Here is a 14,057-nt window from a genome sequence, read left to right as displayed (position 1 = left end):
GCCCTGACCGGCCCGCCTCGCTCACCCGCCCGCAGCGGTGCGTCGTGCGACCGGTGACGGTAGCGTGGGCGTGTGCTTCCCGTCGCGCTGACCTGTCCCCTGTGGTGGGTCGCGCGTTGGACGGCGCGGATGCTGACGAGCCTGGCCGTCGTGGTCGCGTTCTCCCTCGGCGCCGCGTCGCTGCCGCTCGGCCCGGTGGTTGCCGGCGGCGCGGGCTCCGGTCCGGTCGCGGCAGCCTCCGGCGCCCCCGACGCTACGGATTCCACCGACTCCACCGGCACCGACTCCACCGGCACCGGCTTCACCGAGCCGGCGGCCGGCCCGCTCGCGCAGACCGACGCGCTGCCGCCGGCTGCGGCCGGACACTCCGTGTCTGCCGTGGCGGCCTCGCGTCGGGTGCCGGCCGGGCTCGCCCCTGAGGCCGCCGGCCCCCGCGCGCCGCCGGGCGCCTGAGCCACACGACGGGCCGCGCCCGTCACCGCTGTCGCCGAGGAACTTCACCGCCGCACACCCGCCCGCCGGACCCAGGACGCCGCACTCGTCCCGCCCGGCGGTGCGGAACCCCTTCCGCCTCCACCGCCCGTGAGGTGCCGATCATGGACATCGTTCTCTCCCGGTTCCTGACCGAGGTGCCGCTGGCCGCCGCCATCTGGTCCGTGCTGCTCGTGGTGGCGCTCAGCGTGCTCACCGTGCTGGTCGCCCGCCCGGCGCGGGACCGGCCGGCCGACGCCGAAGCCATTGCCCGGCCCGTGGCGCCGGCCGCCCAGGCGGTCGCCGATCTGCGCCGGTACGCCGAGGAGGTGGCGGTGGCCGCTGCCGGGGCCGCGCAGACCGCCCGCCGGCGGTGGGCCGCGTGGATGGCCGCCCAGGACGCGGCCGAGCAGGCCTGGCAGGCGTACGACGAGGCGGAGACGGCCGCCCGGCGCTTCCGCGACGCGGGTGCCCTGCCTACGCCGCGCACGCCGCGCACCCCCGCCGAGTACGCGAGTCGGGAGCGCTGGCTGCACCACGCCGCCACGGCCGCCCACCTGCGGGGGGAACTGTCCATCGGGCAGCTCTGCGACGTCTTCGCCCGCCGGGGCGGTTGGGACCCCCGCCTGCACCCGGTGCAGCAGGAGGTCGTCCTGGCCCGGGCGGTCCGGGACGGCAGGCTGGCCCGGTACCGGGCCGCCGCCGAGCGCGAGCGGGCCGCGTGGCGCGACGCGGACCTGGCCGCCGAAGCCGCCCGGGCGCTGGCCGCCGAGGCGTACGCCGCCGCCCAGCGCGTCCGGCCCGGCCGATCGCCGGCTCCCCGCGCGGCGGCCGGCCAGCCCGTCCCGGCCACCGGCCACCGGCTGGCCCGCTGGCGGCCGGCCCGCATCGGTTGAGCGTGCGACCACCCCGCTGCGATCTCCGGGATTTCGCCGTGAGTCGGGTCACGCCCGTCCGGAATCGGGCAGCCGGCCCATTCGGTCCGATCGGTCGCCGCAGTTCGCCGACGATCACGACCCGTTGTTCCGTTACGGTCCGCTGACGTTGTCTGAGCCGAGCATCCCATTGAGACACGTCAGCTCCGAATGGCCCGTAAACGAGGCCAGTATTGGATGTTTAAGCAGGTGAGAAGGGGTTGGCAGGGCTTCGGCCGGCCAGTAGTGTCGGCCCGTCCGGTGCGGTACCCGTTCGCAAGAGGCGACGCCGCGCCGACCCGCTCAATCGTGATCATCACGAACCGGGGACCCATTGCACGTCCGGGGTGAATCCGCAGGCTACGGCCCGTGGTAGGGCGATCTTCCCGCCCGAATCCGTCAGCTAACCCGGTAGGCGGTGTCGGAAGGAGTTCCATTCTCGTGCAGTTCGACCCCACCCCCCGGGTTGTTCCTCCACCACGGAGCCCGGTGCCCGTGTCCGCCGCCGAGCCGGCGCACTGACCGTCGCACCCTTCCGTACGCCCGCCTGAGCGGCGCCCTTTCGAAAGCGGACCCCACCGGCCGCGGACACGATCCGCGCCGCCGTGCGACGACGCACGCCCGGGTGCCTCCGCCTCCGCCCCCGTCCCGTGGAGGAACACGTGAACGATCAGCTCAAGCGGCACCTGCGGCGACTCGCCACGGAGCGTCCGTACCAGGTCGTCGCCGGCTCTGCCGCAGCGCTCCTGTTGGCCTCCGGCACCGGCGCGCTGCTCGTCGCCGTCCGCGACGCCCCCGCACCGCAGCAGACCACCAACGCCGCCGTGGCCGAGGTCGCACCCCGCCTCGACGGCGCGGCCAGCCGGGCCCAGGCCCGCCTCGCCGTGCCGGCCTCACCGAGCGCCTCGCCGTCGTCCAGCTCCACCCCGAACCCCGACCTGACCGCCACGGCGACGCCGAAGCGGACCACGGCGAAGCCGACAGCCCCGAAGCCGCCGTCGTCCAAGGTCCTCGACTACGACTACGAGGCCCAGACCACGTACTACTACTGCGGTCCCGCGGCGGTGCGCAACGCGCTCTCCGCCACCGGCGTCGCGAGCACCCAGGACGGCCTGGCCGCCGACCTCGGCACCACCGAGATGGGCACCAACTCCGCCTACGACACCACCCGCGTGCTCAACGAGATGGTCAAGGGTGCCCCGTACCGGACCCGGCTGATCCCCGGCGGCGCCGCCACCCCGGCCCAGACGGACCAGCTCAAGGCCGACGTGGTGAAGGCGATCAGCGCCGGGCGCGGTGTCGTGGTGAACATCGCCGGCGACGCCACCGACGTCGACGGCGGTTGGCACTCCTTTCCCGGCGGCCACTACATCGCCGTCGTCGGCTACCGGGACGCCGGACGCGCCGTGCGGATCGCCGACTCGGCCGACCCGGCCGTCCCGGCGTACTGGATCAGCACCGCCGCGCTGGCCCACTGGGCCGCGACCCGGGGCTACTCGGCCTGATATCACCCTCCCCCCACCGGGCCCCGGCGCTGCTTCCGCAAGCCGGGGCCCGGTGCCGTCTTCGCATCCGCTGGGCCGCAGGTGGATCACTCCTGCGGAAGCGGGCGGAGGCCCGGGACTTCGTGCGTTGGCCCGTCCTGTCGCCGAGTGTGCGATTTTCGCACCAGGGGTGACGACCGCAAGTGGTGTTCGGCCGGCGAGCAGGTACGGCGGGCGGGACGCTCAGGCGGTGGGGGAGAGCGGCGAGCCCACCTGCGCCGCGGTGTCGGCGGCATGCGGGACCGACGGGTTCCAGCCCGGCTCCAGCTCCCGCCGGGCCGCCGCCAGGAACGCCTCGGCGTACGACTCGGCGGGGAAGTCGCCCAGGTAGTGTGCCCGGGTGCCCCAGCGGGCCGCCGCCTTCGGGTCGGTGTCCAGCAGCAGGTCGAGCACCTCGTCGAGGTTGCCCGCGTCGCGCCGCAGCACGTAACCCGAGCCGGCCAGCGGGAACCGTTCGACGAACCGGTCGCCGTCGCCGACCATGTCCGTCACCGCGTACGGCTTGCCGGAGTAGAGGTAGTCGGAGATGACCCCGGACACGTCCGAAACCAGCGCGTCGGAGCGGTTCACGCAGTCGACCAGGGACAGCTCCCGGCTGGCCGCCGCGCCGAAGACGTGCTGCCGCCCGGTGCGGGCCCGGTCCGCCGCCAACAGCTCCGTGAGCCGGGCGAGCTGCCGTGCCGACGCCGGGTTCTGCCCGGTGTACGGGTGGGCGCGCAGGATCACCGTCGCGCCACGGGCCAGCAGCCCCCGCACGATCGCGTCGCCCACGGGCAGCGAGCAGTAGTTCGCGTCGGCGTGGTGCCCGGTCCAGGTCGGGGTGTACAGCACAGTCGGGTTCGCCGGGCCGGGGGTCGGCGTGCGGCGTACCTCGATCGCCTCGACCTGGGGGCGGCCGACCACGACGAACTTCTCCGCCGGGATGTCCACCCCGGCGCGGGCGTACCGGTCGATCGCGGCCCGGCCGGCCACGAAGTTGCGGTCGAACAGCGCCGTGACGGGGTTGGCGCTCGGGGCCTTGTCGCTGTCGCCGTGGTGGATCTGCACGTGGGTGAGCTGCGAGAACCGGATGAGGTGGCTGTTCTTCGCCCCGTGGTTGACGTAGAACGCCACCTTCAGGCTCGGCGCCAGCGCCTCGTCCACCGCCTTGAGCGTCGGGCAGTACACCACCGGGGCGGTGGTGGCCGCGGCGAGCGGGGCGAGGAACTCCGGCTCCCGCACCATCACGAAGAACGGCCGGCCGATCCGCTCCAGGTACGGCAGCCACATGGTGACCTGGTACTCCGACCCGGGCGGAGCGGAGAAGTGCAGCAGGAACTCCGGCCGGTGCGCACGCAGCACCCGGGTCACCGCCCCGCCGCCGGCCCTGGGCCGCAAGCGCCGCCTGGCCAGGCCGGCCGCGACCGTCCCGGCGACCGCCCCGACGGCCAGGGCCGCCAGCAGGGCCATCACGGCCGGCAGCACCAGGGCGGCGGCCAGCGCCACCCCGGCGAGCAGCACCAGCAGCGCGTCGCCGAGCCGGGCCGCGACCAGCGGAGTCCACGACCGCACGGGCAGGTTCGCCGCCCGGATCTCCAGGTCGCCGGCCTGGCGCAGCGGCCCCACCAGCAGCACCAGCCCCAGCAGCACCAGGGCCGTCGCCGTCAGCGCCGGGTCGAAGCCGGCGTCGAGCCGCCGGGCGTACCCGACGAGGATCGCGGCGGCGAGCAGCACCGCCTCGGCCGTGCTGTCGGCAGCCGGGCGGACCCGCCGCTCCCAACCGGCGGCGGCCAGGGCCGCCACCGCGAGCGCCAGACCCCAGCCCGTCGCCCCGGTCAGGGCGAGAGTGAGGAACGCCAGCACCGTCAGGCCGGTGGCCGCCACCCGGGCGGTCAGCTTCCTGACCAGGTCACCACGCATGTCGCTTCCGCTTCCTTCGCCCGTCGCGGTGGGTCGTCGCAGCCTCAGCCGGCCGCAGCCGGGGAGACCGCGCGGCTGGCCTGGGTGGGCACGCTCGCTCCGGGCAGCTCGCCGGGTGCCCGGCGTACGTCGATGACCTGCCCGGTCAGCTCGGAGATCAGCACGTCCAGCGACGACTGGGCGACGGTCTCGGCGGCCAGCAGCGTGTGCTCAGGTTCCTCGCCGAACGCCTTGGTGCGCATCGGGGTGGCGGTGCGCTCCGGGTTGATGCAGTTGACCCGTACGCCGAACTCGGCCCACTCGTCGGACAGCGCCTGGGTCAGGTTGACCAGGGCGGCCTTGGTGGCCGAGTAGAGCGCGTAGCGGGCCCGGCCCCGGGTGTACGAGCTGGAGGTGTAGAGCAGCAGCTGGCCCTTGGTCTGTTGCAGGTACGGCAGCGACTGCCGGGCGATGGTGACCGGCCCGACGAAGTTGACGTCCAGGACCCGGTCCATGCTCTCCTGGTTCATCTCCGCCAGCTCGCCCTTCTCCAGGACGCCGGCGGTGACCACCACGTGGTCGATCCGGCCGGTGGCCTCGAAGGCGGTCTTCAGCGCGGCCTCGACGTCCTTGGCGCGCTCGACGTGGGTGCCGGTGGTGGAGCGGCTGAACGGGAAGACCTGCGCGCCGTAGCGGCGGGCCAGCTCGGTCAGCTCGTGGCCGATGCCGTAGCTGCCCCCGAACACGACGATCGTGCGGCCGGTCAGCTCCTCGGTGTAGCCCCGGTCGGTCAGCCGGGGGGCCTGCGCGGCGGCGAGCTGGAACAGCTTGTCCGCCAGGTGCACGTCGACCGGGTGGGTGACCTTGATGTTCTCGTCCGAGCCGTCGATCACCTTGATGGGGGTGCCGGGCAGGTAGCGCAGCACGACGCCGCAGTCGTCGGTGGCGGCGAAGTCCGGGTCGCCGGCGGCGATCCGGTACGCCTCGCGGATGGTGCCCGACCGGAACGCCTGCGGGGTCTGGCCCCGGCGCAGCGTGGACCGGACCGGGATGTCGGTGATGCAGTCGTTCCCGTCGACCTGGATGATCGTGTCGGCCGAGGGGATCGCCACGTCGACCGCCGAGTACGTCCAGAGCGCGTTGACGCACTCCCGGACGATCCGGCCGCTGAGCAGCGGGCGCACCGCGTCGTGGAAGAGGATGTTGACGTCGCCCTCGCCGATCGCGTCCAGCGCGATGCGGGTGGTGGCGTTGCGCGTGTCGCCGCCGGAGATGACCTTGCTGACCTTGCGGAAGCCGGCCTTGTCGACGATCTGCTGGGCGTCGGGGACGTGCCCGTCGGCCATCAGCACGATGATCTCGTCGATCTCGGGGGCCGCCTCGAAGACCGCCAGGGTGTGCTCGATGATCGGCTTGCCGGCGATCTTGAGCAGCTGCTTCGGGATGCCGAGCCCCAGCCGGGTCCCGGTGCCGCCCGCCAGCACCACCGCCACCGTCCGCGAGGGCCGCCACGGCGCCGGGGTCTCCGGTGTGGCGGCCGGGCCAGTGGTGTGGTCCTGCGTCATTGCCGATCCTCGCTCTCACGGTTTGCGAACAGGGGGTGACGGCCGCACGGCGGCCGGGTGAACCATAACGCAACCACCGCGCCGCCCCCCAGGGGCGACGCGGTGGGAAGACACCCGCACGAAACCGTACGGACGCCGCGACTCTACTTCTTGTTGTTGGAGAAGTCCTCGTACGCGCGCAGCACCTCGTCGGTCGGGCCGTCCATCCGCAGCACGCCCGATTCCAGCCAGATCGTCCGTTCGCAGGTGTCCCGTACCGAGGAGAGCTGGTGGCTGACCAGGAACACGGTGCCCGCGTCCTCCCGTAGCTCCCGGACCCGCTGCTCGCTGCGCTTGCGGAAGCCCTTGTCGCCGGTGGCCAGGGCCTCGTCGATCAGCAGCACGTCGTGCTTCTTCGCCGCCGCGATGGAGAAGCGCAGCCGGGCGGCCATGCCGGAGGAGTACGTCCGCATCGGCAGCGAGGCGAAGTCGCCGCGTTCGTTGATGCCGGAGAACTCGATGATCTCCGGGGTCAGCCGCGCCACGTCCGCCGGCTGCATGCCCATGGCGAGGCAGCCCAGCATGACGTTCCGCTCGCCGGGCAGGTCGTTGAGCAGGGCGGCGTTGACGCCGAGCAGGGACGGCTGCCCCTGGGTGTAGACCGCGCCCCGGTTGACCGGCAGCAGGCCGGCGATAGCCCGCAGCAGGGTGGACTTGCCGGAGCCGTTGCTGCCGATGAGCCCGATCGCCTCGCCCCGGTACGCGGTGAAGCTGACGCCCTTGACCGCGTGCACCTCCCGGACGTTCGGCGCCGAGGTGCGGGACAGGATCCGCTTCAGGGCGGCCACCGGGCTGGTGCCGGCCGCCGCGCCCTGGTGCACCCGGTAGATCACGTGCGCGTCGTCGACCACCACGGTCGGGATGCGCTCGACGATCCTCGGCAGCGTCACGGTGACGTCGTTGGACGCCTCGATGTGCTCAACCACGGCCGTACTCCTGTTCGCCCCGCCAGAAGTAGATGAAACCACCCACGCCCATCACGACCGCCCAGCCCACCGCGTACGACCACGCCTGGAGCATGGAGGAGTTGAGCAGCGGCGCCCCCTCCAGCAGCGCGTGCCGGGCCAGCTCGATGTAGACCAGCATCGGGTTCGCCTCGACGATCCGGGTCGCCCAGCCCGGCAGGTTCTGCTCGAACAGCGCGACGTTGTAGAGGACGCCGGAGCCGTACATCCAGGTGCGCAGCAGGAACGGCATCACCTGCTTGAGGTCGGCGACCTTCGAGCCCATCCGGGCCACCGCCATGGTGAGGCCGGCGTTGAACAGCGCCTGGAGCAGCACGATCGGGATGAGCAGCAGCCACTCGAGGCTGAGCGGCTCGCCGGTGACCAGCACGATGCCCACCAGCACCACCAGCGAGGCAATGAGCTGCTGGAACTGGGTGAGCATGGCGGCCAGCGGCAGGCAGGCCCGGGGGAAGTGCAGCGCCCGGATCAGCCCCAGGTTGCCGGTGATCGACTGGGTGCCGTTCTGCGCGGCGGTCTGGGTGAAGTTGAAGATGAACAGCCCGGTGGTGAGGTACGCGATGAAGTTCGGGATGCTCTTCTGCTCCAGCACCAGGCCGAAGATCAGGTAGTAGACCGCCGCGTTCGTCAGCGGGGTCAGCACCTGCCAGAGCTGCCCGAGCCGGGCGTTGCTGAACGAGGCGACCAGCTTGGCGTTCGAGTACGCGGCGATGAAGTGCCGGTAGGCCCACAGGCGGCGGGCGTACTCCGCCAGGGACGGCCGCTCGCCGGCGACCCGTAGCCCGTACCGGGCGGCCAGTTGCGCCTGGGTCAGGCCGGCGTCGGGGTCGGCCAGCGCGGTGTTGGCCATGGGATGGGCGCTCCGATCTTGTCGTGCCAGCGGGGTGCGTCTGTTGTACCAACGGGATGAGCGCGACGACGGATTCGAGGGTGGCCGGTGCGTGGAGCGCCGCCTCGTCGCTGGGTGGAAGGTAGTCCATAACTACGTCGGGACGCAACCGTACCGTCGTTGCGGTACATTGTCCCACGTGACAGCCGAGGAGAATCTGCCGTGACGCCCGAAAAGAACTCGCCGTGACCACCGAGAAGAGGCGCCCGCCGGCCGGCGCGGCGGTGCTCCGGGGCGAGATCACCACGGCCATCCGGCGCGCGCTGATGCAGGAACTCGCCGCGGTCGGCTACGGCCGGCTCTCCATCGAAGCGGTCGCCCGCCGGGCCGGGGTCAGCAAGACCGCGATCTACCGCCGGTGGAGCTCCAAGCTGGAGCTGGTCGTCGAGGTCGTCGCCGCCGCAGCGGGCAGCAAGCTGCCGGCGCTGGACACCGGCACCCTGCGCGGCGACCTCGGCCTGCTCCTGCGCGTGGTCGCGCATGCCCTGAGTCACCCCCTGGCCGCGCAGATCGTTCCCGACCTGCTGGCCGAGGCGGCCCGCAACCCCGAGATCGACGAGACCCTCCAGGCGGTGCTGCGGGCCAAGCAACAGGAGGTCGGCGGGTCGCTGGTCGCCCGCGCCGTCGCCCGCGGCGAGCTGCCCGCCGACACCGAGCCCGCCGCCGCCGTGGACCTGATCGTCGGGCCGCTGTACTGGCGGCTTGCGATCACCCGCACGATGCCGACCGAGGCGTACCTCGACGCGCTGGTCGAGGCCGTGGCGACCGGGCTCGGCGCCGCCGTGGCCGTGCCCCGGCAGCGCGACGCCACCTCGGCCTGAGCCGTCCCGTCCGCCGGCCCGCCCCTCCGCCTCAGCGGGCGGCGTCCAGCGGCAGCCGGGACACGATGTGCCGGGCGATCTCCAGCGAGCTGGTCGCGGCGGGGGAGGGGGCGTTGAGCACGTGCACCTGCCGGTTCGTCTCGACGATCAGGAAGTCGTCGACCAGGCCCCCGTCGGGCAGGATCGCCTGCGCGCGCACCCCCGCGCCGGCCCGGACGATGTCGGCCGGCGTCAGCTCCGGCACCAGCCGAGCCAGGCTCGCGGCGAACCGCCCCTTCGACAGCGACCGGGCCACCTCGGTCAACCCGTACCGGTAGTGCCGCCGGCCCAGCGCCCACAGCCCCCGGTACGTCAGCTCGTCCCAGACGTCGCGGGGGCTGAACCGCCCCCACGAGTAGCCCTCCCGCGCGGTGGCCAGCACCGCGTTCGGGCCGGCGTGCACGCTGCCGTCGATCATCTTCGTCAGGTGCACCCCGAGGAACGGGAACTGCGGGTCCGGCACCGGGTAGATCAACCCCCGCACCAGGTCGCGCCGCTGCGGGGTCAGCTCGTAGTACTCGCCCCGGAACGGGACGATCCGCACCGGCGTGGGCACCCCGGCCAGCCGGGAGATCCGGTCGGCGTGCAGCCCCGCGCAGTTGATCAGCACGTCCGCGACCACCTCGCCGGCGGTGGTGGTGACCACCACACCCTTCGGCCGGTCGGTCACCCCGGTCACCTCGGCGCGGGTACGCAGGTCGGCCCCGCCGGCGGCGAGCAGCTCGGCCAGCTTGCCGCAGACCGCGCGGAAGTCGACGATGCCGGTCGAGGCGACGTGCAGCGCGGCGACGGCCGACACGTGCGGCTCGTACTCGGCGGCCTCGGCCGCCCCGATCAGCCGCACCGGCAGGCCGTTGGCGCTGGCCCGCTCGTGCAGCGCGCGTAGCCGGGGCACCTCCGCCGGGTCGGTGGCGACGATCAGCTTGCCGCAGAGCTCGTACGGCAGCCCGTGCGCCGCGCAGAACTCGACAATCGACGCGCTGCCGGCCCTGCACAGGGTCGCCTTGAGGCTGCCCGGCTTGTAGTAGACCCCGGCGTGGATCACGCCGGAGTTGTGGCCGGTCTGGTGCGCCGCCCAGCCGGCCTCCTTCTCCAGGACGGTCACGGAGTCGCGCGGCCGGTCGGTCACCAGCCGGTGGGCGACCGCCAGGCCGACGATGCCGCCACCGACGACCACGAACCTCGTCATCTCGCTCTCCCCTGCCCGGTCGCCGCCGGCGGCGACGACCGATGGTAACCAGCGCCCGGCGTGCCCGATTCGTCGCCGCCGACCCGGGGTGCCTACACTCACCGGGTCCGTCTTCTAGGGAGCCTCATGTCAGACGACGTCATCGCGCTCGGCCAGCCCACCGTCGGTGCGGCGGAGCTCGCGGCGATCGCCGAGGTGTTCGCCTCCGGCTGGCTGGCGGGCGCCGGGCCCACCTGCCGCCGCTTCGAGGAGCGATTCGCCGCCGCCACCGGCACCGCCCACGCACTGGCGACGAACAACTGCGGCTCGGCCCTGCACCTGGCCCTGCTCACCCTGGGTGCCGGCGCGGGCGACGAGGTCATCGTCGGTGACTACACCTTCCCGGCCACCGGGCACGCGGTGATGTGGGCGGGCGCGAAGCCGGTCTTCGCCGACGTCCGGCCCGACATCTGGACCGTGGCCCCGGCCGCCGTCGAGGCGGCGATCACCCCCCGTACCGTCGGCATCGTCGCCGTCGACGTCGCCGGCCAGCCGGCCGACTACGACGAGCTACGGGCCATCGCGGACCGGCACGGTCTGTTCCTGGTCGAGGACGCGGCTTGCGCGGCGGGCGCCACCTACAAGGGCCGGCCGGCCGGCAGCCTCGCCGACGTGGCCGCGTTCAGCTTCCACGGCCGCAAGGGCATCACCGCCGGCGAGGGCGGCGCGCTCACCTCCGACCGGGAGGACCTGGTCGCCCACGCCCGCAAGCTGCACACGTACGGCATCGAGGGGGCGCTGACCCGGGCCGCCTCCACCGACCTGCCCGTCCCCACCTTCGACGAGCTGGGCTACAACTACCGGCTCTCCGACGTGGCCGCCGCGATCATGCTCGCCCAGCTCGACCGGCTGCCCGACCTGATCGCCACCAAGCGGCGCATCGCCGCCCGCTACGGCGAACTGCTCAAGGACGTCGACCTGGTCACCGTGCCGGCCGAGCTGCCGGACCGGGAGCACCCCTGGCAGGCGTACATCCTCACCCTCGACCCCTCGGTGGACCGGGGCGCGGTGGCCACCCGGCTGCGCCGACGCGGCGTGCAGTGCAACTTCGGCACGTACGCCTCGCACGTGCAGCCCCTCTACAACGAGCCGGCGCACCCCTGCCCGGTGTCGGCCGACGTCTTCGCCCGTCACCTGGCGATCCCGATGCACGCCAACCTGACCGACGAGCAGGTCGACCGGGTCGCCGCGAGCGTGCGCGAGGTCGTCACCGCGGTCGCCGCCGGTCGCTGACCAGCCTGAAGAAGGGAACTGATCCGCATGACCAAGAAGGTCCTCATCACCGGTGGCGCAGGCTTCATCGGCCTGCACGTCATCCCGCTGCTGCTGGACAAGGGCTACCAGGTCCGCATCCTCGACAACATGGCGCGCGGCGACCGGGCCCGGGTCGACGAGCTGGTCAAGACCGGCAACGTGGAGCTGGTCGAGCAGGACGTGCGCTACGGCGGCGCGGTGCACAACGCGATGAAGGGATGCACCCACGTCATCCACTTCGCCACTGTGTCGATCAACAAGAGCCAGGCCGACCCGTACGAGTCGATCGACATCAACATGGTCGGCAACAACAACGTCTTCGCCGCCGCCGCCGACCACGGCGTGCAGCGGCTGGTCTTCGCCTCCTCGGCGTCGGTGTACGGCGACCCGAAGAAGCTGCCGATGCACGAGGACGACCCGCTGAACCCGCTCACCCCGTACTGCATCTCCAAGCGTGCGGGCGAGGACCTGCTCGGCTTCTACCAGCGCAGCAAGGGGCTGTCCTGGGTGGCGCTGCGCTTCTTCAACGTGTATGGCCCCGGCCAGAAGATCGAGGCGTACTACACCAGCGTCATCAACACCTTCATCCAGCGACTGCGCGCCGGCCAGGCCCCGATCATCGACGGCAAGGGCGAGCAGTCGATGGACTTCATCCACGTCACCGACCTGGCCCGGGGCGTAGTCGCCGCCCTGGAGTCAGAGCGGAACAACCTGCCGGTCAACATCGGCACCGGCGTGGACACCTCCATCGCGCAGCTCACCAAGATCCTGATCCAGGCGGTGGGTGCCGACGTCGAGCCCATCTTCAACCCGCGCGACGTGCTGGTCAGCCGGCGGGCCGCCGACATCACCCGGGCGCGCGAGGTGCTCGGCTGGGAGCCGCGGATCACCGTGGAGGAGGGCATGCACGAGCTGGTCCGGAACTCGACGCCGGCCGCCTGAGCACGTGCCCGCCGCAGAGCTGCCGCCGAACCAATGGAACACGCACGCCTGGGTCGCCGGCGACCCGGTCATCGGTGAGGGCACCTGGATCGGTGCCTTCACCGTCGTGGACGGCTCCGGTGGATTGACCATCGGGGTCGGCTGCGACATCTCCAGCGGCGCGCAGATCTACACCCACTCGTCCGCGAAGCGCTGCGTCTCGGGTCGGGCCTACGCCACGGTCGACCGCGCGCCCGTCCGCATCGGCGACCGGGTGTTCATCGGAGCGAACGCCACCGTCATGATGGGGGTGACCATCGGTGACTCGGCCGTGGTCGCGGCCGGCGCGGTGGTCACCCGGGACGTGCCCGCCCGGACGGTGGTCGCCGGAGTGCCGGCCCGCCCGGTCGCCCGGGTCGAGTTCGCGGCCGACGGCACACCCGAGTTCGTGGCCCTCGACCCCTCCTCCGCCGACTGACGCCGGCACGTACCAGCCGGCCCCGGTGAGCTGTGCTCACCGGGGCCGGGTTGCTCTGCGGGCCGGGTCGGATCAGAGCACCAAGCCGCCGTCGATGCCGATGACCTGCCCGGTGACGAACGCGGCGTCGTCGCTGAGCAGGAAACGGATGACCCGGGCGACGTCGTCCGGGCGGCCCAGCCGGCGCAGCGCGGTGTCGGCGACCCGCTGTTGGATCACCTCGGCGGGCAGGTCGCGGATCAGGTCGGTCTCGATGATCCCGGGCGCGACCGCGTTGACCCGGATGCCGCGCGGCCCGAGCTCCTTCGCCGCAGATTTGGCGACTGCGGCCACCGCCGCCTTCGAGGCCGCGTACGCGGTCTGCCCGGCGCTGCCGCGTTCGCCCAGGATGGACGCGAGCAGGACGATCGACCCGCTCTTCTTGCGCATCATCACCCGGGCCGCGGCCTGGACGCTGGAGATGGTCCCGGCGACGTTGGTGTCCAGCATCCGGGCGACCAGGTCCGGCTTGATCATGCCGATCAGCGCGTTCTCCAGCACACCCGCGTTGGCCACCAGCGCGTCGATCCGGCCGTGCCCCGACGCGATCGCCTTGAACACCGCACCGACCGCCTCGGGGTCGGTGACGTCGAGCCCGTGGCCCGCGACGGCGCCGATCTCCTTCGCCACCTGCTGCGCCTGGTCGCCGTCGCGCCCGGTGACGATCACCGAGGCGCCGGCGGTGACCAGTGCCTCGGCGGTGGCCCGGCCGATCCCCCGGGTGGCGCCGGTCACCACCGTCACCCGCCCGTCGAGGGCGCGAGTCGACTCAGTCACGGACGCCCATCCCGGACAGCATGTCCAGGGTGACCTTGAAGCTGCTCATGTCGATGACCTGTTCGGTGTCGAGCTGGACGTCGAACTCGTCCTCGATCGCCCCGACGAGGGTCATGTGGCCCAGCGAGTCCCACTGCTCGATCTCGCGGTACTTGAGGTTCTCCACGTCCACGTCCTCGCCCAGTTCGAGGGTCTCGACGAAGACGGCGCGGAGGCGGTCGGACAGCGACACGGG

General features: G+C 72.7%; 14 protein-coding genes and 1 riboswitch. Of the genes, 7 read left to right on the top strand and 7 right to left on the bottom strand.

Annotated elements, in window-relative coordinates:
- Nucleotides 1-72 precede the first annotated feature (72 nt).
- The 3 genes from E1258_RS07810 (at nt 73) to E1258_RS07800 (ending at nt 2,890) form a co-directional block, all read left to right on the top strand.
- Entirely contained in the window at nt 73-453 is a 381-nt protein-coding gene (locus tag E1258_RS07810) for a hypothetical protein (RefSeq protein ID WP_132398190.1), read from the top strand.
- A gap of 143 nt (nt 454-596) precedes the next feature.
- Nucleotides 597-1,367, top strand: coding sequence for a hypothetical protein (locus E1258_RS07805; protein WP_132398188.1), 771 nt, complete (start codon nt 597-599; stop codon nt 1,365-1,367).
- Nucleotides 1,368-1,675: 308 nt separating this feature from the next.
- A riboswitch (cyclic di-AMP (ydaO/yuaA leader) is annotated at nt 1,676-1,818 on the top strand.
- Nucleotides 1,819-2,035: 217 nt separating this feature from the next.
- Nucleotides 2,036-2,890, top strand: a complete 855-nt coding sequence (locus tag E1258_RS07800) for a C39 family peptidase (RefSeq protein ID WP_207919465.1) — start codon at nt 2,036-2,038, stop codon at nt 2,888-2,890.
- Between the two features lie 222 nt (nt 2,891-3,112).
- Here the strand turns inward: E1258_RS07800 and E1258_RS07795 are convergent, their stop codons facing one another.
- The 4 genes from E1258_RS07795 to E1258_RS07780 all read right to left on the bottom strand — a co-directional run bounded on the left by E1258_RS07795 (nt 3,113) and on the right by E1258_RS07780 (nt 8,226).
- Nucleotides 3,113-4,828: a CDP-glycerol glycerophosphotransferase family protein gene (locus E1258_RS07795; protein ID WP_132398184.1), complete on the bottom strand. Its 1,716-nt coding sequence runs from the start codon at nt 4,826-4,828 to the stop codon at nt 3,113-3,115.
- Between the two features lie 44 nt (nt 4,829-4,872).
- Nucleotides 4,873-6,372 (bottom strand): bifunctional cytidylyltransferase/SDR family oxidoreductase, encoded by a 1,500-nt coding sequence (locus E1258_RS07790; RefSeq protein WP_132398182.1) that lies wholly within the window; start codon nt 6,370-6,372, stop codon nt 4,873-4,875.
- 143 nt (nt 6,373-6,515) lie between these two features.
- On the bottom strand, nt 6,516-7,337 hold the full coding sequence (locus E1258_RS07785) for an ABC transporter ATP-binding protein (RefSeq protein WP_207919464.1): 822 nt from the start codon (nt 7,335-7,337) through the stop codon (nt 6,516-6,518).
- The gene (locus E1258_RS07780) at nt 7,330-8,226 is read right to left on the bottom strand and encodes an ABC transporter permease (protein WP_132398180.1); all 897 of its coding nucleotides are present in this window, start codon (nt 8,224-8,226) and stop codon (nt 7,330-7,332) included. The genes E1258_RS07785 and E1258_RS07780 overlap by 8 nt, the downstream gene beginning before the upstream one ends.
- Before the next feature lie 224 nt (nt 8,227-8,450).
- On the opposite strand from E1258_RS07780, the gene E1258_RS07775 reads away from it, so the two are divergent.
- Nucleotides 8,451-9,086 (top strand): TetR/AcrR family transcriptional regulator, encoded by a 636-nt coding sequence (locus E1258_RS07775; RefSeq protein WP_132398178.1) that lies wholly within the window; start codon nt 8,451-8,453, stop codon nt 9,084-9,086.
- A gap of 31 nt (nt 9,087-9,117) precedes the next feature.
- Here the strand turns inward: E1258_RS07775 and lhgO are convergent, their stop codons facing one another.
- Nucleotides 9,118-10,314, bottom strand: a complete 1,197-nt coding sequence (lhgO, locus tag E1258_RS07770; protein ID WP_132398176.1) for an L-2-hydroxyglutarate oxidase — start codon at nt 10,312-10,314, stop codon at nt 9,118-9,120.
- Nucleotides 10,315-10,440: 126 nt separating this feature from the next.
- On the opposite strand from lhgO, the gene E1258_RS07765 reads away from it, so the two are divergent.
- Genes E1258_RS07765 through E1258_RS07755 form a run of 3 tightly spaced genes read left to right on the top strand, consistent with a single transcriptional unit; the run spans nt 10,441 to nt 13,006 of the window.
- The gene (locus E1258_RS07765) at nt 10,441-11,586 is read left to right on the top strand and encodes a DegT/DnrJ/EryC1/StrS aminotransferase family protein (RefSeq protein ID WP_132398174.1); all 1,146 of its coding nucleotides are present in this window, start codon (nt 10,441-10,443) and stop codon (nt 11,584-11,586) included.
- Between the two features lie 27 nt (nt 11,587-11,613).
- Nucleotides 11,614-12,549, top strand: coding sequence for an NAD-dependent epimerase/dehydratase family protein (locus E1258_RS07760; protein ID WP_132398172.1), 936 nt, complete (start codon nt 11,614-11,616; stop codon nt 12,547-12,549).
- Between the two features lie 4 nt (nt 12,550-12,553).
- On the top strand, nt 12,554-13,006 hold the full coding sequence (locus E1258_RS07755) for a DapH/DapD/GlmU-related protein (RefSeq protein WP_132398170.1): 453 nt from the start codon (nt 12,554-12,556) through the stop codon (nt 13,004-13,006).
- Nucleotides 13,007-13,078: 72 nt separating this feature from the next.
- Here the strand turns inward: E1258_RS07755 and E1258_RS07750 are convergent, their stop codons facing one another.
- A complete protein-coding gene (locus tag E1258_RS07750; protein ID WP_132398168.1) occupies nt 13,079-13,822 on the bottom strand; it encodes an SDR family NAD(P)-dependent oxidoreductase in 744 nt (247 codons plus the stop codon).
- Complete coding sequence (locus tag E1258_RS07745) at nt 13,815-14,054, bottom strand: acyl carrier protein (protein ID WP_132398166.1); 240 nt, start codon at nt 14,052-14,054, stop codon at nt 13,815-13,817. Before E1258_RS07745 ends, E1258_RS07750 begins: the two co-directional genes overlap by 8 nt.
- Nucleotides 14,055-14,057: the final 3 nt, after the last annotated feature.

The sequence above is a fragment of the Micromonospora sp. KC207 genome (assembly GCF_004348615.1).
Lineage (GTDB): Bacteria > Actinomycetota > Actinomycetes > Mycobacteriales > Micromonosporaceae > Micromonospora.
The sequence above is the reverse complement of the archived record's forward strand: the minus strand, read 5'-3'. Positions and strand labels throughout refer to the sequence as shown.